Source organism: Bacillus sp. JJ1122, assembly GCF_036964885.1.
GTDB lineage: Bacteria > Bacillota > Bacilli > Bacillales > Cytobacillaceae > Mesobacillus.
Genome location: NZ_JBALQL010000031.1, coordinates 1 through 19,198, shown reverse-complemented (window position 1 = coordinate 19,198; position 19,198 = coordinate 1). Strand labels below are relative to the sequence as shown.

General features: G+C 37.3%; 20 protein-coding genes. 16 read left to right on the top strand and 4 right to left on the bottom strand.

Annotated features, from left to right (window positions below; genetic code table 11):
* The 8 genes from V7201_RS18265 to V7201_RS18230 form a co-directional block, all read left to right on the top strand.
* On the top strand, positions 1 to 982 hold a 982-nt coding region (locus tag V7201_RS18265; protein WP_438825080.1), incomplete at its 5' end, for a hypothetical protein.
* 338 nt (positions 983 to 1,320) lie between these two features.
* The gene (locus tag V7201_RS18260) at positions 1,321 to 1,620 is read left to right on the top strand and encodes a nucleotide pyrophosphohydrolase (protein ID WP_335378191.1); all 300 of its coding nucleotides are present in this window, start codon (positions 1,321 to 1,323) and stop codon (positions 1,618 to 1,620) included.
* 6 nt (positions 1,621 to 1,626) lie between these two features.
* Entirely contained in the window at positions 1,627 to 3,579 is a 1,953-nt protein-coding gene (locus V7201_RS18255; protein WP_335378190.1) for a DUF2075 domain-containing protein, read from the top strand.
* Positions 3,580 to 3,758: 179 nt separating this feature from the next.
* Positions 3,759 to 4,415 carry a hypothetical protein gene (locus V7201_RS18250; RefSeq protein WP_335378189.1) on the top strand — a complete coding sequence of 219 codons (657 nt, stop codon included), beginning with the start codon at positions 3,759 to 3,761 and terminating at the stop codon, positions 4,413 to 4,415.
* Positions 4,416 to 5,117: 702 nt separating this feature from the next.
* Positions 5,118 to 5,339, top strand: a complete 222-nt coding sequence (locus tag V7201_RS18245; RefSeq protein ID WP_335378188.1) for a DUF2188 domain-containing protein — start codon at positions 5,118 to 5,120, stop codon at positions 5,337 to 5,339.
* Between the two features lie 284 nt (positions 5,340 to 5,623).
* Positions 5,624 to 6,466, top strand: a complete 843-nt coding sequence (locus V7201_RS18240; RefSeq protein ID WP_335378187.1) for a TIR domain-containing protein — start codon at positions 5,624 to 5,626, stop codon at positions 6,464 to 6,466.
* Positions 6,467 to 6,756: 290 nt separating this feature from the next.
* On the top strand, positions 6,757 to 6,915 hold the full coding sequence (locus V7201_RS18235) for a hypothetical protein (protein ID WP_335378186.1): 159 nt from the start codon (positions 6,757 to 6,759) through the stop codon (positions 6,913 to 6,915).
* A gap of 72 nt (positions 6,916 to 6,987) precedes the next feature.
* Positions 6,988 to 7,140 carry a hypothetical protein gene (locus tag V7201_RS18230; protein ID WP_335378185.1) on the top strand — a complete coding sequence of 51 codons (153 nt, stop codon included), beginning with the start codon at positions 6,988 to 6,990 and terminating at the stop codon, positions 7,138 to 7,140.
* A 222-nt stretch (positions 7,141 to 7,362) separates the two neighbouring features.
* Here the strand turns inward: V7201_RS18230 and V7201_RS18225 are convergent, their stop codons facing one another.
* Positions 7,363 to 8,691, bottom strand: coding sequence for a serine/threonine-protein kinase (locus tag V7201_RS18225; RefSeq protein ID WP_335378184.1), 1,329 nt, complete (start codon positions 8,689 to 8,691; stop codon positions 7,363 to 7,365).
* Between the two features lie 187 nt (positions 8,692 to 8,878).
* Here V7201_RS18225 and V7201_RS18220 point away from each other — a divergent pair, with 187 nt between their 5' ends.
* A complete protein-coding gene (locus V7201_RS18220) occupies positions 8,879 to 10,210 on the top strand; it encodes a CoA-disulfide reductase (RefSeq protein WP_335378183.1) in 1,332 nt (443 codons plus the stop codon).
* Between the two features lie 120 nt (positions 10,211 to 10,330).
* Here the strand turns inward: V7201_RS18220 and V7201_RS18215 are convergent, their stop codons facing one another.
* Positions 10,331 to 11,011 (bottom strand): EcsC family protein, encoded by a 681-nt coding sequence (locus tag V7201_RS18215; RefSeq protein WP_335378182.1) that lies wholly within the window; start codon positions 11,009 to 11,011, stop codon positions 10,331 to 10,333.
* Positions 11,012 to 11,512: 501 nt separating this feature from the next.
* Between V7201_RS18215 and V7201_RS18210 the strand changes: the two genes are divergently transcribed.
* From V7201_RS18210 to V7201_RS18190, 5 genes are all read left to right on the top strand, one after another.
* Positions 11,513 to 12,301, top strand: coding sequence for a hypothetical protein (locus V7201_RS18210; protein ID WP_335378181.1), 789 nt, complete (start codon positions 11,513 to 11,515; stop codon positions 12,299 to 12,301).
* A 387-nt stretch (positions 12,302 to 12,688) separates the two neighbouring features.
* Positions 12,689 to 13,324 carry a YczE/YyaS/YitT family protein gene (locus V7201_RS18205; RefSeq protein ID WP_335378180.1) on the top strand — a complete coding sequence of 212 codons (636 nt, stop codon included), beginning with the start codon at positions 12,689 to 12,691 and terminating at the stop codon, positions 13,322 to 13,324.
* A 413-nt stretch (positions 13,325 to 13,737) separates the two neighbouring features.
* Positions 13,738 to 14,523, top strand: coding sequence for an ABC transporter ATP-binding protein (locus tag V7201_RS18200; RefSeq protein WP_335378179.1), 786 nt, complete (start codon positions 13,738 to 13,740; stop codon positions 14,521 to 14,523).
* Between the two features lie 37 nt (positions 14,524 to 14,560).
* Positions 14,561 to 15,529, top strand: a complete 969-nt coding sequence (locus tag V7201_RS18195) for an ABC transporter substrate-binding protein (RefSeq protein WP_335378178.1) — start codon at positions 14,561 to 14,563, stop codon at positions 15,527 to 15,529.
* A gap of 5 nt (positions 15,530 to 15,534) precedes the next feature.
* The gene (locus tag V7201_RS18190; protein ID WP_335378177.1) at positions 15,535 to 16,296 is read left to right on the top strand and encodes an ABC transporter permease; all 762 of its coding nucleotides are present in this window, start codon (positions 15,535 to 15,537) and stop codon (positions 16,294 to 16,296) included.
* 45 nt (positions 16,297 to 16,341) lie between these two features.
* Here V7201_RS18190 and V7201_RS18185 read toward each other — a convergent pair whose 3' ends face one another.
* Positions 16,342 to 16,794 carry a winged helix-turn-helix transcriptional regulator gene (locus V7201_RS18185; protein ID WP_335378176.1) on the bottom strand — a complete coding sequence of 151 codons (453 nt, stop codon included), beginning with the start codon at positions 16,792 to 16,794 and terminating at the stop codon, positions 16,342 to 16,344.
* Positions 16,795 to 16,942: 148 nt separating this feature from the next.
* On the opposite strand from V7201_RS18185, the gene V7201_RS18180 reads away from it, so the two are divergent.
* Together V7201_RS18180 and V7201_RS18175 are read left to right on the top strand one after the other, a co-directional pair.
* The gene (locus V7201_RS18180; RefSeq protein ID WP_335378175.1) at positions 16,943 to 17,470 is read left to right on the top strand and encodes a DUF4242 domain-containing protein; all 528 of its coding nucleotides are present in this window, start codon (positions 16,943 to 16,945) and stop codon (positions 17,468 to 17,470) included.
* A 72-nt stretch (positions 17,471 to 17,542) separates the two neighbouring features.
* Positions 17,543 to 18,580 carry an acyl-CoA dehydrogenase family protein gene (locus tag V7201_RS18175; RefSeq protein WP_335378192.1) on the top strand — a complete coding sequence of 346 codons (1,038 nt, stop codon included), beginning with the start codon at positions 17,543 to 17,545 and terminating at the stop codon, positions 18,578 to 18,580.
* 90 nt (positions 18,581 to 18,670) lie between these two features.
* On the opposite strand, the gene V7201_RS18170 is transcribed toward V7201_RS18175, so the two are convergent.
* Complete coding sequence (locus V7201_RS18170) at positions 18,671 to 19,075, bottom strand: hypothetical protein (RefSeq protein WP_335378174.1); 405 nt, start codon at positions 19,073 to 19,075, stop codon at positions 18,671 to 18,673.
* Between the last annotated feature and the right edge of the window lie 123 nt (positions 19,076 to 19,198).

Below are 19,198 nucleotides of genomic sequence, written 5' to 3'. Positions count from 1 at the left end.
AGTACTAAAAGAATTTGAACAAAAAGTAATAAAACCTTTTTGGTTAATACTAATTGATGCATCTGATCAAATAGCTAGCGGAGTTTATAAAGTTAGAAAACAAGATGATATATGGAAAATTACGAATCCATATATTCAGTATCCCAAAGACCAACGGAAAATAATAGATTATATTTTTCAAAGAAAAGTTGGTGGTAAGAAACTTTGTGATGTATTTTTGGGAATTGTTAAAAAATATAAAAAAGCATTACTCATTGTATTATATAAGCAATATATCAGGCAAAATAATTTAATTAATATGAAGCAAGACTATAATATAAATGAGGTAAAATGTCCGCCAGAGTTTAATACTATTTTTATTACATTTTTTTATGAAAAGTTTTTTTCATTAAAAGCCTTATGGAAAATGGTAGCTGGGATAGAATATAATAGAGGGATTTTTCATGAAAATTTCTATAAGGAAAACATGGAAATTAAGGTTTGCCCTTATTGTGATATATCGTTAACTGTTTCTAAGTCTAGTAATTATGTAGAGCATTTCTTACCCAAAGCCAAATACCCTTTTTTATCTATGAATCCATTTAACTTGATATCTTCATGTGATGCTTGTAATAAAGGCGAGGAAGGGAAAGGGGAAAGTGTTAAAGATGATATAACTACTCCTTATAGTTTAATGATAGGAGAGAATATAGACTTCCAATTAAAAGCTGGTAAAATTCATATCAGTAATATAAGTGGTTTAACCTGTATTGATAATTATTTAGATCTCTTACAATTAAGAAAAAGGTATGGGCAAGAAAAAGCCTTTAATTATCTAAAAACTGAGCTTGAAATTCAATTGGAGTACTTTGGGCAAATGGATAACTTATCAGAAAAGCAAATTGAAGCTTTTCTTTCCAAAAAAGATAGACACTCACCATTTAACATTGCATTAAAATCAGTTATATCAAAGTATCCGAATTATAAATCTTCATTAACATAGTATTCTTTATCATAAAAAATATATGAAGACCTTGTTTATTAAACAAGTTTTGTATATGAAATTACCTATTAAAATTCAAGTTGTGGAAAAATTTCTTGTTTGAATAAATAACGACAATAGCTTTAAGATTACGAAAATAGATATTAGCGCACTCTGAGTGAGACGCGGAGAAGGTTCTTGCGTCTCACTATATAAATCTTATTAGTGGTCAAATCCTATACAGGGATTTGGCTTTTTTTCTATTTAGATTCTTTATCAATACTCTTCTCAAGACATAAAGAATGATAGAATCAAAATATATATTTACAAATTAAGTAAAACACTGGAGTGAACAACAAATGGATAAAATCCGCCAAACAATTCTAGACTTCCGCGACGCCCGCAACTGGAAACCATACCACAACGAAAAAGACCTGGCCATTTCAATTTCCCTGGAAGCCAACGAACTCCTGGAAAACTTCCAATGGAAAACCAGTAAGGAAGCGTTAAGGGATTCAGAACAAAATATCAAAGAAGAAATGGCTGATATTTTAATATACCTTGTTCAGTTAGCAGACAAAATGGATATAGATCTGGAAGAGGAAGTTTTGAAGAAGATGAAGAAGAATGAGCTTAAGTATCCCGTGCAGAAGGGGTGAGGGTAGTTGATCGTTTATGAGGCAACGAAGGATGAGTTCTTGAAGGATGTTTTTGATGATGAGCTGGTGAACAATATTGTCAGCAATTATAACAGCAAGATTGGCAGGATTAATGAGCGGGAGGTTCGGTCCTGGGACAACTCAATGCAGTATATGTATAGGGTGTTGAGTGACAGCGAGATTCCTAAGAATGCTGGCGTTGCAATAGAGTTCAAGATTCCTCACACCTCGAAGCGTGTGGATTTCCTTATCTCAGGTTCGGATCAGGATGACAAGCAATCAATTGTCATTGTTGAGTTGAAGCAGTGGGAAACGGTTGAGAAGATCGAGGGCAAAGAGGCGATTGTGAAAACGGTGATCAACAGGGGAGTGCGTGAGACGACTCATCCCTCTTACCAGGCCTGGTCATATGCTGCTTTGATCAAGGACTATAATGAGAATGCCCAAAAAGATGAGATTCAAATCTATCCGTGTGCCTATCTGCATAACTACATAAACCAGGGTGAACAGGATCCGCTGACTGACCCTGTCTATGAATATTATATTGAGGAAGCGCCCGTTTTTATAAAAGGTGATTCCGGTAAGCTGCGCAATTTTATCAAAAGGTATATTAAACACGGAGATAATAAAGAAATTTTATATACGATTGATAAAGGGAGGATTCGTCCATCCAAATCGCTGCAGGATTCTCTGAACAGCATGCTCCAGGGGAATCAAGAGTTTGTCATGATTGATGACCAAAAAGTCGTTTATGAAACGGGTTTGCATCTTGCCAAGGAAGCGTTAAGGACAAATACGAAACAGGTGTTGGTCGTTGAAGGAGGACCTGGTACCGGGAAGTCTGTTCTAGCTATTAATCTATTGGTTGAGGCGACGAACCGGAGTTTAGTGGCCCAGTATGTGACGAAGAATGCTGCGCCGAGAAATATTTACGCGACCAAGTTAAAACAGAACTTCCGCAAGGGCCATATTGATAATCTGTTTGTTGGGTCAGGCAGCTATATCAATGCGCCGGCGAATGAGTTTGATGTTCTGATTGTGGATGAAGCACACCGCCTGAATGAGAAGTCCGGCCTTTTCAGCAACCTTGGTGAAAATCAGGTAAAAGAAATTATGAATGCTTCCAAGCTGTCGGTCTTTTTTATCGATGAGCGGCAACGGGTTACCCTCAAAGATATCGGAAGTATAGGGGCCATTAAAAAGTTCGGGAATGAATTGGGAGCGAATGTGACCAGGATGAAGCTTGATTCGCAGTTCCGCTGCAATGGTTCTGATGGCTATTTAAGCTGGATTGACGATGTCCTGCAGATTCGCGAAACGGCCAATTCCAATTATATCGGGACCAACTATGATTTCCGGATCTTCACAAACCCAAATGAAATGCGTGAAGAGATTGCTAGATTGAATAAAAAGAACAACAAATCCCGGATGGTAGCCGGTTACTGCTGGAACTGGCTGAAGGAAGGGAAGTCGAACACAAATATCCATGACATCGAGCTGACTGAGCACAAATTCAGCATGAGTTGGAATCTCGACAACTCCGCAACATGGGCGATAGACGAAAAATCAGTAAATGAAATTGGCTGTATCCACACCTGCCAGGGACTGGAATTTGATTACGTTGGAGTCATCATCGGGGACGATCTCGTTTACCGGGATGGCGAGGTGCTAACCGATCATACCAAACGTGCAAAAACAGACAACTCCTTAAAAGGTTTGAAGAAAATGCTGAAGGAAAATCCTGAGGAAGCAGAAAAACTGGCTGATGAGATAATTCGTAATACTTATCGTACATTGATGACCCGTGGACAAAAGGGGTGTTTTGTTTATTGTATGGATAAGGAGTTAGAGGGTTATTTTATTGAGCGGGTTGGGGATATTCAGCAGGAATATGCGGAGAATGAGTTTTTTAGGGAGATGCCGCGGGTCGCGGAGGAGAAGGAGAACTATAGAGGTTAAATTCATATATTATATAAAAAAATTGGGCTATTTTGTAATTACAAAAGAGTTATTCTCTGCAAGGAAAAAAATAATCAAATTAAAATAGATATAGTAGTGTTAAATTTCTTTATGCGCACGCCTAATCTTTAAAATATATATTCTGATTCTACTAAAAGTATAATTCGAGGTATTTAATCGTGAAGTCAAAAGTTGTTAAACTCATAAAACACCTGTTTTGGTGGGTTACAGGAATAGGCGTATACATTTACACGAAGGACCCTTTGTTAAAAAATCTAATTGTAAATTCCGCATTGATCATTATGGTAATAAGTTATGTATTCCCTTGGGCAGAATGGACACATGAGAAGGATTTAAAAAAGGACAAAATAAATAATGAAAACGACTTATACATCTGGACTGATCAACTTAATGGGGGAGATAACTATTTAAGGTTTCTTTTCAAGAATATTAAATCAACATATTTCAATGAAAATATATCTTTTATTTATCAAAGAATACTAGAAGAAACAAATCGAGATATTATAAAAATTAGGCTTTTAAGAGCATATTTTAAAGCTTATAAGCAAAGGCAAATTTCGAATTTATATTATAAAACTCTGGGCACAGGGCTGCTAAGCTTCGTAATATTTGGGGTACAAGCTATTTTGCAAGGACGAATACAGGAGAAGAGTTTTATACAATTATTTCACCCTTATAATTCTTGGGGATTCATATTTTCCATTATTATTATTGCTTTGTATTATTATCTACTGCCTCACCGAGGCGAAAACAGACTTAACTTAGTTTTAAATATTTTAGACGAGATTGCTGATCATCATAATAAAGAAAGCTAGGATTATAAGTATTGTTTAATGACAAACGAGACATATGGACGGTCAAAAGTCTCATTCGGAAGTTGAAATAAAATGTTAGATCGCAAAACGTGCCTGAGGTCAAACAAGCCTTTTGCATTTCTAAGTTAGTATTAGCATTTTTACAGAGATTGATAAGATAATATGAAATCCCCTAAAGAACGATAAGCACTTCACGCTGCTTATCGTATTTTTTTGCTAGAACTAAAAATTTCCTTACAAATATTCACAAAACAACCAAATATAACGAGTGAAAGGGTGGTCCATTAGCATGACAATGAAATATGCGGCTATTGAGAGTTTTGCGGAGTATTCATAGTTTCGTTGAAGGAGTTTAACAATCATTCTAAGATGTGGATGGCGAATAAGAAGCGTTTTTTCAGTAAGGGTGAAGCGGTTGGTTGGTTTTCCGAAAAAGGTTCCTGGGATGGCAAATATTAAGGGACGTACCCAATGCTTCATGTAAAACCTATCAGTAGAAAAAAGCAAAGCGTGGTTCCTTTAACAATCGAAGCATCCCATTTAGCATTAAATTTTAAATTTTGAGAATTAGAACGTTCTATAATTGGACAATAAATTGAAGAGTTATAATCTATAAAAACTATGATACCTGTTCGTTGTAGGAACTTCTGTTCTGTGTTACCATATATTGGAGAAGGATGTTTCGAATAGGGGGGCTTTTTAATGGCTAACCAACATGTTACCAAACATAAGGATGGTGGTTGGAAGGTTCAGGGTGCTGGGAATTCAAAAGCAACATCAAGACATAGTACACAAAAGTCTGCTATAGATGCGGCGAAATCTATAGCGAAAAACCAAGGTAGTGAAGTTGTAATTCATGCTCGAGACGGAAAAATACGTGCAAAAGATAGTTATGGAAACGATCCGTATCCTCCAAAAGGTTAAGAACTGATTAATAAATAAAATCACTTTCGAACATCCTTCTGATTAAAACTTATCGATACAAAACTTTAAGTTTACTCAAGAACGTAACGATAGACTCATCCTAAATTAAATATATATATTTTAACAATCGAAATAAATTACTGATTAACAGATAACCTTTTATATTAACCTAAAATTAAAGATACCGATTGATAAACTAATTAGCAGATCGGTAGCGATGATCCATATAAATGTTGATAAATTAAGAAAAAAAGCAAACACAAGACTATAAAGTAGGTGAAAGAATGACTGCTAGTGAATCTAACTTAAAAAGAATGATAAAAAGAGAAAGTGACCTTTCTGGGAAGCTGGTTACTGTAAGGAAAAAAAGGGATGATGAAGCAAAGAAATTACAGACTTTGACTAAGAAAAGGAATTTGACAAAAACGGATTTACAAAGATTAGAACGATACCAGAAAGACTTATTGAAATATGAAAGAGAAATGACACAGATAATGGAACAAATACGTAAAAATAATGAAGATATCAATAAATATAAGGGAATAGTAGAAAAGGAACAGAAACGGGAATACGATAAAATACTTAAATCCATTCAATCTCAGACAGGGATAAATGAAAACTATATGAATAGTGTTTCGGATATTTCAGAAAAGATAAACCAATTGGTTGAAGATATTAAAAATACAGCCTCAGAAAAAGAGCTTATTGAATTTGATGTATTTTTATCCCATTCAAGTCTAGATAAGGAAATCTTTGTTTCAGAGTTATCAGAAAAACTAAGCGAAAAAGGACTGAAAGTTTTTGAAGATGTTAAAGTTTTTAAAATAGGACAAAGCCAAACAGACATGATGAATATGGGGATCTTAAATTCAAGATTCGTTGTTGTTTTCCTATCCTCTAACTTTATTAAGAGTGGTTGGTCTGATTATGAATTTAAAAGCTTTTTGAACCGTGAAATTAATGAGAAGAGAATAATAATATTGCCAATATGGCATGATATATCAACGGAAGATGTCCGCCGATATAACCCATATTTAGTAGATAAATTCGCATTAAATACCAATAAATTTACCATAGATGAAGTCGCAGAACATATTTTTGATGTGGTTAGCATGTCAAAGGATTAATTAGATATAGGGACAATTCTAGTTTTTTAGTTAGCGTCATTACTGAGTGTTATTTAATACTCAAGAATTCTAAAAGAACGATAAGCAGCTACTTATCGTTCTTTTTTGCGCGAACCAGTCAACTCATGTAAAAGCTCCTAATAACTTTTCACAAAACTGTCCCAATCCACCACTTCCCACCTTGTCCTTTCCACCATTTCATCCATGTATCAATTGTGAAAGGGTGGTGCATTAGCAATCTGTATGTATTCAATCGTTTCCCGACGAATGAACTATCGGATGGCAATCAATTGAGCCACCAATATAAAACTATCATTCCTTTTGAAACTAACATTAAAAAGAATAATAAACGTGAAGAAAAGGCTGTTGAAGAACAATCATCCAAAATTCAGGAGGTAAAATCAGTTGCTGAAAAAGCACCAGAAGAGCATCTTTTTGTGAGTGACTGAGTTCCGAGTGATTTCGTTAATCTTGTAAAATACTTTTACCCAGCCGCAAAATCAATCGAGGAATTCTGGCAAATGAGCAAGGTCGCTGCCTATCGAAACAACCATGAAAAGGAAACAGATCTCCTGTTATCAGTGTCCCTTGACTCCTTCAAACAGCTCGTTCGGAAGCTGAAATCGAAGGTGAAAATAAAGAACCCGATGCTTATTTTCGGGGATTCTGAATAAGAAATTTCAGGAGCGTTAGGAGCTATATGATATGGAGGTCTGTTGAATTAAGCCAAAGCGTTTTAGAGTGACAAGGGGCGGTTTCCAATGTAAATTGTAAAAATATGTAACTATGAAATTGTGGAGCCATCCCACGGTCTCATAGTTACACCTCACAAAAGAGTTAAAAGGAATGAGTGTTCTTATAAACAATTTTTACGAATTATTAGTTGGAGTCAACCCTTATATTTTTTCTTTTAAGCGAGATAGTGCTCTTTTAATTTTCGGAGATTTTACCCTGGTAAGGTTAATTCTATTTATTTTTTCAAACGCTTGGTCTGTCTCTAATATATAAATACTAATCTCATCATCAAGAAAACCGGAGAATTCATATCTGCTGAAAACCTCTAATATTAAGTCTTGAGAATCCCATTGATTAGCAACAGCCGCTATGTACCAAGCTTCTTTTAGGCAATTTAATTTTACATTTTGATTTGAACTGCACCGAGAAAATCGGATTAAAAAACGCGTAAAATTGTTTTGTTGATTAAACGGCCAACCGTAGCTCTGATGACAATACTGAAGCGATTCAATAAACTTATTAATAAAAAGTTCATCATCTTTTCCTACAGCTTCCAAAAAAGAGTTAACTTTAGTGTCATCATTTAGAACCCTCATAGCTGGTTCAATTAGATCATAGTATATATGTTCAATACTTTCTGCCTTTAAAGACAATTTGTAAAACTGGTTCCAATCTATTTCATTATCATCTTTTTCTACATACTCCAATAAAGTTAAATTAGAATTTACTTCTAGTGAGAAGTAAATATCTTTCATTTTTAGATATTCTTTTTCAAACACATCTATATTATTGAACTCTTTATTGATAGCCTTATTGATTAAATTGATAAATTTGCACTCTTTTATTAAAAGTGGTTTCTTACCGGTAAGGATAAAATATAGTATCTTACCTAATGAGAAGATATCACTTAAGTGGGTTCCTTTTTTCAGTGATTCATATTGGTCTGGGTCAACATACATCCATTGGCCATGTCCGCCGATTGAAGAATTTGCCAATCTCGATAAGCTTTCTGGATCCTTACCTAAGCCAAAATCACAAACTTTAAGCTTTGTATTGGCTGTATCTTCAAGTACAAGTATGTTTGTGGGGGTCAAATCTCTATGCCAAATATTATTTTTATGTGCATATGATATTGCACTTAGAACTTGCTCAAATAAGCTTAGTCTTTCTTCAAACTTTAATTGAGCATTATTTCGTGAAATGTATTCATCTAAATTCATCGGCGCATATGGCATCATGTAATGGTATGTATTTGTACTATGGTCTATTTTCTCGCCAAGCACCTCGATAATATTTTCATTATCTTTTAGTCTTTTAGTATATTCAATTTCTTTAATAAATCTTTCAATATAATCTGGTTGTGAGTGAAATTCAGGCAGCAATTCCTTTAATGCAATCTTTTTGCGGGAATCTTTATGAACATACCTTTTAATAATTGCAAACCCACCGCTTTTCCCAACGTTTTCATATGTTAGGTCCTCAATCTTCATTTTAATAATACCTCCATGTGCATATAGGAATATGATACCATAACGGAATATTTCGTAAACCGGGGAGTTATTATCGAGAAAGATAAATAGGGCATAAATCAGCATTTTTCTAAAGTTGCCTATATATATAGATATAAATGTTTAAAACACAATCATAAATGGATACACAAAGAATGGAGGGATAAACATGAAAATACTCATTATTGGTGGAGATGCAGCGGGTATGAGTGCTGCGATGCAAATGGTGCGAAACAGCTCTGGACATGAAATCACTGTATTGGAAAAGGGAGGCGTGTATTCGTACGGTCAATGTGGGCTGCCTTATGTGATCAGTGGGAAGATTGAGTCCACAGATCGGTTAATCGCGCGCACTCCGTCTACTTTTAAAGAAAAATATGGCATTGATGCACGTGTGTTTCATGAAGTCCAAAAGGTAGACGCGGAAAATAAAATGGTAAGTGGAATAAACCATCGTAATGGTGAAACGTTCAGCCTTCCATATGACCGCCTTCTGATTGCGACTGGTGTAAGCTCGGTCATTCCAAAGTGGGAGGGTGTGACACTTCCAGGTATTTTCTCACTAAAGACCATCCCTGATGCAAAAACAATCATGGATTATCTGGAAAGAGATATACATAATGTGACTGTGATTGGTGGCGGATACATTGGGCTTGAAATGGCTGAAAGTTTTGCGGAGCTTGGCAAGAAGGTAACGATCATTGAAAGAAATGAGCAGTTAGCCAAAATATTTGATCCAGACATGTCTGAACTGATTCATGAAGAAGCAGTAAAGCAAAGCATTGTGTTAAAAATGGGTGAATCCGTGGAATCGTTCGGTGGAAGTGACCATGTGGAATCTGTGAAAACCGATAAAGGGGAGTATGAAACAGATTTGGTGCTAGTCGCTGTAGGTGTGAAGCCCAATACTTCCTTTTTAGAAGGAACAGGAATCCAGACAATTGGAAATGGTGCGATCCAGGTAAATGCCTATATGCAAACCAGTATCGAGGACATCTACGCGGCAGGAGATTGTGCCACACAATATCACCGAGTAAAAGAAAAGGATGATCATGTCCCATTGGGAACGCATGCCAATAAGCAAGGGCAAATCGCCGGATTGAACATGGTTGATCTACATAAAACGTTTAAAGGAATTGTCGGCACTTCGATTATCAAGTTTTTCAATTTAACCCTAGGGAGAACAGGGCTATCAGAAAAAGAGGCAATAATACTGAACATTCCCTGTGGCTCTGTAACCATCACAGCAACGGATATCGCTGGTTATTATCCGGATGATAAAAGAATGAAATTGAAACTTGTCTATCATAAAGAGACACATAAGATTCTTGGCGGGCAAATTATTGGGGAAAATGGCGTCGATAAACGAATCGATGTACTAGCGACGGCCATCTTTCATTCCATGACAACCGAAGAGCTGCTGGATTTAGATTTGGCGTATGCGCCACCTTATAATGGGGTTTGGAATCCTGTTCAGCAGGCGGCTAGGAGAGTGGAGTAGTTAATAAAAGAATTAATACTGTCGGGACATGTGGACGTACCTTTTGGTAACGAAAGGTACGTCCCTCTGCTTTTTGGAACCTTCTACTTATTCGAAATCTTAAATACAGACCATCCAATGCTATAGCATATCAATGATTTCGGGTTCACCCGATTTTTTAGATTTTTGCTCTTGAATAAACAACTTGTGAGCAACATTCCCTATTGTATTTGTAGCAACTGCATCTACGGTACCGCCAATAATTCCTCCCGCTAAAGGCACCATCTTACCTAAATTTATGACCCCTTTTTCTCCAAACTTTGTTAGTAAACGAAATCCTACTGCCTGGTTAATTTTTTTTATCACTTCAAAGGGAATTTTTTTAATTCCGGTTACTGCAAGTTTTTTTCCTATCTGTATGCCTGCATTTTTAAGAATATCTTTAGCTCCATTTCCAGCTAAACAGGCATAAACGAAAGATTTAACCTGGTCATCTTTTAAATCATAACCACCCATATGTGCAATAGCCGCAACCATTCTCATTTGAACTAAAATAACACTAGTTATATTGGCAGGTACAGCCACAGGTAATGTAATAAGTCCACCTAGACCTGTTAAAAATCCACTAGTAGCACTTTTGGTGTTTTGCCAAACTATTAAACTTTTAACCTTTTCGTCTAAGGTACCACTCTTTTGTAAATAACTATCAGCTAATTCTATAGCGGTGTCCATTCCAGGTACACCACCGTTAATTGCCTTATCATAAGACCAATCTAATGCCTTCATTATTGAGTCGTGTGTTAAGGATTTTGTTTTAGACAATTCAACTCACCTTTCTCCCGTAGAGATATGGTAATATTATACTATAAAACTGAGTTTGAAATTTAGAATATTATCAAGGGATTAAGCTACTTAAAAAGACAGGTGTCCTATGGAGAGAAGAAGACCAACAATACAAAACAAAGTCGAAACCCCAGTAAATATTTTCAGGGAGAAGAATTAATCGCTGAATGTCCGAGTATACAGGTCGCTGCAAAATTTTTCAAAAAAGAAACGAATTCAGAACGTTTTAACTGGTCTGCTATTAATAAGGGGATTTGGTACGGTGAATAGTATTCTAAAGATGGAGCTACTTATTTTTTTACAACAGATAAAGAAGCTATTAAAAAGAAAACTGGATACGAGGTAGTCTAAAACTAAGAAGATAATCTAGATTACTTTAAGTTTTATTAAAACCAAACTCTTTGATGAATACCAGAAGAATGAGTTTGACCAAGTCTAATTCTGTTATATAAGTAAATTAAAATAATAGGGAGAAAGATTATGCCAGAATATAGAGTTAATAAGAAGCAAGCATCCAAAAAAAGAATTGGTATTGCTATTATTTTTGCGTTGCTCTGTGCCTCCGTTGGATCAGCAGGAACATATATGCTCCTGAAAGACGAAGAAAAAGTAGTTAAACCAACGACAGCAATAGAAGGTGAGGTCATCATAGGAAATATTGCATACGATAAGGTGAGAGAAATCAGCAAACACTTCGGATATGAGGATGTCCAAAAATTCATTTACACCGAAGATGACACTTATGAATTTTTAAAAAATCAAGATGATGATATTTGGCTTGAAACAACAGGCAAAAAATTCGGAAAGTATCTCTTTGGAAAAGAATACAAGGTTCATTTGTTTGGTTACTTTATGCTTGGTTATGATTTGAAAAACATTGAAAAAGAAGATTTTTATTTTGATGAAAAATCCAAGATTTTACACATTAAAGTACCAGCATTAGAATTAGCTTATATTCCTATGTTTGACAAGAGTTATTTTGATAGTTTTGTAGGAGTATTTAGAAAGGAATACACTGAGGAGTACCGAAAGTTGATTTATGAAGATGCGGTAAATCAAGGCATCCAAGCTATCCTTGACGATAAAAGCAAAGTTCGTGAAGGATATAAATTAACAAATGATTCTCTTAAACAAACATTATTCGACAAACCAGAGTTAAAAAAACATGTCAAAGATATTATTTTTGAAAAGTCCGATCAAGAATCAATTATAAGAGTAGAAGAAACTAGAGAAGCGGTTTTTGGTGAAAAAAAAGAAACTGAAAAGTAAAGTTCATTCTATTTATTGCTACATTGTTTCTTTATTCTTAATGACAGTCATCTTAAAGAAAGAGTTTAGGGATTGAGAGGCTGTTCTGTTGTCCCATCCGGAAGTCAAAATAAAAGTTGGATGAAACCTAGAAAACCTAAGGGAAGCTAAATAATGCTTCCCTTTAAGTTTGTTTAGAGACATGTAGGTGGTCATTAAAGATTTAATGACCTAGAAACAGCGATTCTCAGGACACAAGAACCGTCCCCATGTCCCTCACTGTTTGGTGATATGCTGCCACTCGTACTTAATCTCGTTTTCTAACTAATGGAAAATTCTGCTTTAAATGCTTTCCGTGTTGATTTAAACTAAGTTCATTACCTAAGTTGATAGAAATGAAGTGATGAAATGAAGCTGAAAATACAAATTCCCTTTTTTATAGTTGGACTTATCCTTTTTAGTTACGGTATAGCTGTGGCAATCAAGGTTAAGTACTTAGGGATCCACCCCTGGGATGTATTAAATATTGCACTTTATGATAAGTTTGGCTTAACAATCGGAACATGGAACGTGATTTTTGGTCTCATTTTAGTCCTTGTATCACTTGTGATTGATCGTACTTTTGTTAATATTGGTACCTTTATTAATGCGCTGATGGTTGGCACAATGGTTGACTTTTTTCTCTGGCTGGATGTTTTGCCCCAGGCTTCCACTCTCATGATTGATATTTTGGTGTTGCTGCTTGGTGTGGTCATTATGGGTATTGGAGGCGGAATGTATAATGCTGCTCGAATCGGATCAGGGCCAAGAGACGGATTTATGCTTGCGATTTCAGTTAAGCTCGGGTATTCAATCAGCAGAGTACGAATTATCGTTGAGAGTATTGTGCTGGTGGTTGCCCTATTACTGGGCGGGCCGGTCTTTATTTTCACCTTCATTTATACATTTATCCAGAGTCCTATTTTCCAGGCTTCCTACAAGGTCTGTACAAGATGGATTGAAAAGCTATCTAGCTCAATAAACAAAAAGGTGGTATCTATGTAATAACAAACGTGCCTATTACTACTGTTTTTTCAAGAACTTCCGAAAGAACTAGGGAAGACACGGGGACGGTTGGCATGGGAGGAAGGTGCAACGAGAGTTTTTCTCCGGCTGTGCCTTTGAAGCATGGGGACGTACCCAGTGCTTCCTATTGGAGAGAAGAAGAAGCAAAGGGTACGTCCCTTTGCTTCGACAAAAAAGCTGTTGGACAGAGATGCCAACAGCTTTTTCTTGTTCAGAGGAAGTAAGTTTAAAGGAGTGATTTATAAAACTTCAAAATGTGGAAAATATTCTGTTTTTATGAGTTGTAAAAATGAACAAAGTATAATAAAATAACTTAAAGTTAATTCATACTATTTTTATAGGAATAATGCATATAATTATAAATGAAGGGCAGGAAGGTTGGTGTTAGAAACGTGGGCGAGGTTCCAATCATTAATGTTAATCAAGTAAGTAAAAGCTTTCCTAACAACAATAAGAATATAACGGTTTTGGACGATATTTCCCTTTCAATCAACCGTGGAGAAACAGTTTCTATTCTAGGTGAGAGCGGATGTGGAAAGAGCACGCTGTTAAACATTATCGGAGGCTTTGAAGAGACAGATGCAGGGCAAGTTTTATTAGATGGAAAACCTGTAAACAAACCGACGCGCAAATGTGTCATGCTTTTTCAAAACTATGGTCTGCTCCCATGGAGATCTGCTGTGAAAAACATCGAACTTGGACTCGAGGGCTTGAACCTTAATGCTAAGGAGCGAAGGGACCGTGCTTTACATTATCTGGCGCTGGTAGGTTTAGAAGATAAAGGCGATTTGTTCCCCCATGAGGTTTCAGGCGGGATGAAGCAAAGGATTGCGATTGCCAGGGCTCTTGCACTGCAACCTGAAATGATTCTCATGGATGAGCCGTTTGCTGCGCTGGACACTTTTAATCGCTATTATCTTCAAGATGAACTTCTTCGTATCCAATCCCAGGAAAAGACAACTATTGCCCTTGTTACTCATGATATCGATGAGGCGATTTATTTGTCAGACCGCATTTTTATTATGCAAGCCAATCCAGGCAGAATTCACAAGGAAATTAAAATCCACTTGTCGAAACCTCGTGATCGAAGCCACAGTGATTTTCAGCATTACAGGAAGATGATCTTTGAGGAATTCCATTTTAACCGTGCAAACTCCCCGATTGAGTATCATATTTAATCATATTTAAACATTTAAAAGGCAAAGGAGAATTTGAATGAAAAAGTCCATAAAAAAAATCACGCTGCTTATTCTGGTTTCGGTCCTGGCCCTGACATTAGCTGCATGCGGCTCTGGCAGCAGCCAAAAATCAACAGTAGATGGCGAGAAAAAAACGGTTAAGATTGGCTATCTGCCCATTACACACGCTGTTCCCCTTTATATTGAAAAAGAAATGAAAGAATACGAGAATTTTAATTTGGAACTTGTGAAATTCGGTTCATGGCCTGAACTGATGGATGCCTTGAATACAGGCAGGATTGATGGTGCTTCTGTTTTGGTTACATTAGCGATGAAGGCGAAGGAACAGGGGATTGATTTAAGTGCTGTCGCATTGGGACATCGGGATGGAAATGTATTCGTCACCGCTAACGATATTAACAGTGCAGAAGATCTGAAAGGGAAAAGTTTTGCGATTCCCCATAAATTTTCGACTCACAACATCTTGTTATATCAGATGTTACAGCAAAATGGACTGGCATATAAGGATGTAAAAGCAATTGAGATGCCGCCTGCCGAAATGCCGGCCGCCTTGTCTGAAGGAAGGATTGCCGGCTATGTAGTGGCAGAACCGTTTGGTGCCATTTCAGTTGCGATTGAAAAAGGCAAGGTTCTATATCAGGATCAGGATGTTTGGAAAGACTCAATCGACTGCACCTTGGTGCTGCGAAATGATTTTATCAAAAAGGAAAATAAAGTTGCACAAGAATTTGTCGACCAGTATGTCAAAGCTGGAGATGTGGCAGAGTTAAAGGACGAAAAGACTCATGATATGTCTTCGAAATATATGAAGGTTGAAAAGGATGTGCTTGATCTTTCATTCCAATGGATTTCTTATGATGATTTGAAAATCAAGGAATCTGAGTTTGAGGAACTTAGGAAAAATCTCATTGAAATGGGACTGATGGAGAATCCTCCAACTTACAGTGAATTTGTAGACAATTCTTTAATAGATAAAGCGATGTGAATGAAATGAAATTCAAAACTGTTCTTAATGCGGCCATAGGTTTTACTTTGCTGGTGGCAGTATGGCAATTCATCATTTTGATTGGTGATTACGATGCTGTCCTTTTTCCCCCTCCTTTAAAGGTGTGGGAAGGCATCGTTTCCCTAATTCAGGATGGGACTCTTTTTACTCATTTTCAGGTTAGTCTGTATCGTTTCCTTGCAGGGTATTTATCTGCAGTACTGGCAGCGGTCCTGCTTGGATTGATTCTTGGGCGCAGTCCACTGCTATGGAATATTCTCGATCCGGTAGCTCAGATTATAAGGCCTGTTTCACCAATTGCCTGGTCACCTTTTATCGTCCTTTGGTTTGGAATAGGAGATATCCCGGCCATCGTCATTATCTTCATAGCTGCCTTTTTCCCTGTATTACTTTCAACCGTTTCGGCAGTACGGAAAGTTGATCAGAATTATTTGAAGGTAGCGCAAAACCTTGAAATTAAGGGGTTCAAGCTATTAACAAAGGTCATTTTCCCGGCGGCTTTCCCGTACATTGCCAATGGCCTTCATATCGCGGTAGGAACTGCCTGGATCTTTCTTGTGGCAGGAGAGATGGTTGGAGCACAATCAGGTCTGGGATATTTGATTATCGATGCCAGAAATTCAATGAGGCTGGACCTTGTAATGGCGGGCATTGTGTTTATCGGACTTTCCGGGCTGCTCCTGGATAAGGCTGTCGGTGTATTTGAAGCATGGATTAACCGGCAATGGGGGATTGGAAAAAGTTAAACAGAAAAGACAGAGGGCACGATCGCTCTCTGTCTCAAGGATGTGTTAGTTAAGTCCAGTTGTGTCTACTGTCTCGAGCTCAACTGCTTCTATTTCATCGATATTTCTTTTGCAGTGTGGACAATAGTAGGCTAACTCGACTTCATGCTTGCACTCAGTATGAATTAATTTCTTGTAGCATTTTTCAAGATTGTTCCTGCCCCACATGATCATGGCATTGAATACTCCTTCGAGTTCTTTGCCGCTTTCTGTAAGCCTGTATTCATATCGCGGGGGATGTTCTGAATAAAGTGAAGAGACCACCAGACCTGACTGCTCCAAATGTTTTAAGCGGTCTGACAATATATTTGATGAAATACCATTCAGTTCTTTTTTTATTTCATTAAAAGTGGTTCTTCCTGCTAAGATTTCGTGTAATACCAGTAAGGTCCACCGATCTCCAATGATATTCAAGGTTTGGGCGATATTGCATGGCAAATCATATTTAGATTCTCTCATAGATAAAACCTCCGAAGCTTGGTTAAATAAATCATATCATAAAAATTTTCAAACAACTAAGTTGTTTTTTATTACTTAGTGTAATAAAATAATCTATAAGTAATACCAAGTAAACAGATTGGATATGTATAATAAGGAGGAATAAGGAATGGCAACTTTATATTTAGTGGAATCAATTTTTAACAGTGCAGTGAAAGATAAAGAGTCCTTTGAAAAAAAGGCCGGTGAAATCCGTGATGAGTTAGGCAAGCAGAATGCCACATTAATCGAGGTGCAGGTAGCAAAGGATTTATCCAGAGCTTTCTTTATTCTTGAGGCGGAAGAACGCAATGTGATCAATGAAGGTTTAAGAACATTAGGTGTTCCTGTTACTTTAATCAAGCCTGTCCGTCTTGTTGGAAGAGACTTAGAGGAAGTCAAGAAACAGGCAGACAAAGTGAATTACCTTGTTGAATGGAACCTTCCGGAAAATCTGACGATGGATGCTTACCTAGAAAGAAAATCGAAGAATTCCGTTCACTATTCGGAAGTTCCTGAAGTCACATTCTCAAGGACCTATGTATGTGAAGATATGACAAAATGCCTTTGCTTCTATGATTCTCCAGATGAGTCTACAGTCAAGAAGGCTCGTGAAGCTGTTAAGGCGCCAATCGATACAATTACTGAATTGTCATAAGTCCGGAACCTCCTTCGCTGGAGGTTTTCTTTTTAAAACGGCATGAAAAGGGAGAGGGAAGCTTTGAAAGATATGACGAGTTTGGCGGTCTTAATCCAGGAACAGCTTAAGCCATTCGTGCGTAGAATTGACGCTGAGGCCTACTATGCGGAAGAGTTTCTAAAAAGCATTGGCAAAGCTGGATTCTTGAATTCCAATACTGGGGTAGACTTTTCAACTGAAGTCAGTGTGGTAGAAGAAGTATCTAAAGTCTGCATGACAACGGGTTTTAACCTTTGGTGCCACCTTGCCGCATTAACTTATATCCGAAATAGTGAAAATAGGTACTTAAAGGATGAAATTTTACCGCAGTTGGAAAATGGCCAGCTTCTGGGCGGGACCGGGCTTTCCAATCCGATGAAGTATTATGCCGGGCTGGAATCATTGCATTTAAAAGCGTCGAAAACGAATGAAGGATATAGTGTGAATGGGCAGTTGCCTTCTGTCTCAAATCTGGGTACCGACCATTGGTTCGGCCTCATTGCAGAGGTTAGCCCTGAGCAAAGAATGATGGCAGTGGTTCCTTGCAATGCAGAAGGACTTACATTGAAAGCAAAGCTTGAGTATTTAGGCGTAAATGGCAGTGCTACTTATTCATGTGCATTCGATGATGTGATGATTCCTAAGGAATGGATTGTCTCACATGATGTGGATACATTCATTGAAAAAATCAGGCCAGCATTTGTTCTTTATCAAATACCGCTTGGCCTGGGTGTAACCGAGGCATCAATCGCTTCCATACGTCAGGTTTGCAATAAGCAGGGAGGCTGCAATGATTATCTTTCCATTCAGCCAGATGATCTAGAAAAAGAATTAGAACAAATCCGCACGGAAACTTTTAAACTTGCTGACGGCGAGGGTCTATTGCAGCAATGGAAGGAACTCCTTCAATTACGCTTGCGTACGGCCTATCTTACTTCAAAAGCTGCTCATGGCAGCATGCTTCACCAAGGCGGAGCAGGTTATCTGAAGTACAGCGCTCCATCAAGAAGATTAAGAGAATCCTATTTTCTAGTGAATTTAACTCCCACTGTAAAGCATCTAGAAAAAATGCTCCATCAAATGCAATAGGAGAAGCACGGGGACGTACCCAGTGCTTCCTTTTTTTGCTGCTAATAATTATGGAAGCATAAGAAATGTCCCTATGCTTCTCCCGCTGTCTCATTTTGCATTATAATGCTTAAGATTCTTAAACCACTTTTTCTTCTTCACATACTTCTCGTTAAGCACCAATACTTTCCCGTTCTCAGTAGCTGCATATTTGCGGTAAATGGTTTTATATTTTTCGAATGCCAGGTGCCCAAGGATATAAATGGGCAGGGTGATGGCCAAGAGCATGAGGGTTGTTTTAATAAAGTGAAACTTATGGCCAACTATATAAATTGTTATAACTGCCTGAGATGCGAAAGCGACGGTCAGAGTGATCAGCACATTGAATATGTGAAATACGAATACCTCTTTGTCCTCTCGAAACATCCGCTCTAGTTCGTTTTTAAAAGTTAGGGTAATGAATACAGAAATCACAATGAAAAGAAAGGAAACAAAATATGTAAGCACGGTCACCATTTTGACTGTCCTCCTCCATGGATAATATCCCCTTTTTCAGCATTGTAACACAACAGTGAAGCACGGGGACGTACCCAGTGCTTCTTTGTCTGTGTATGGAAGCAGGAGAAACGTCCCCGTGCT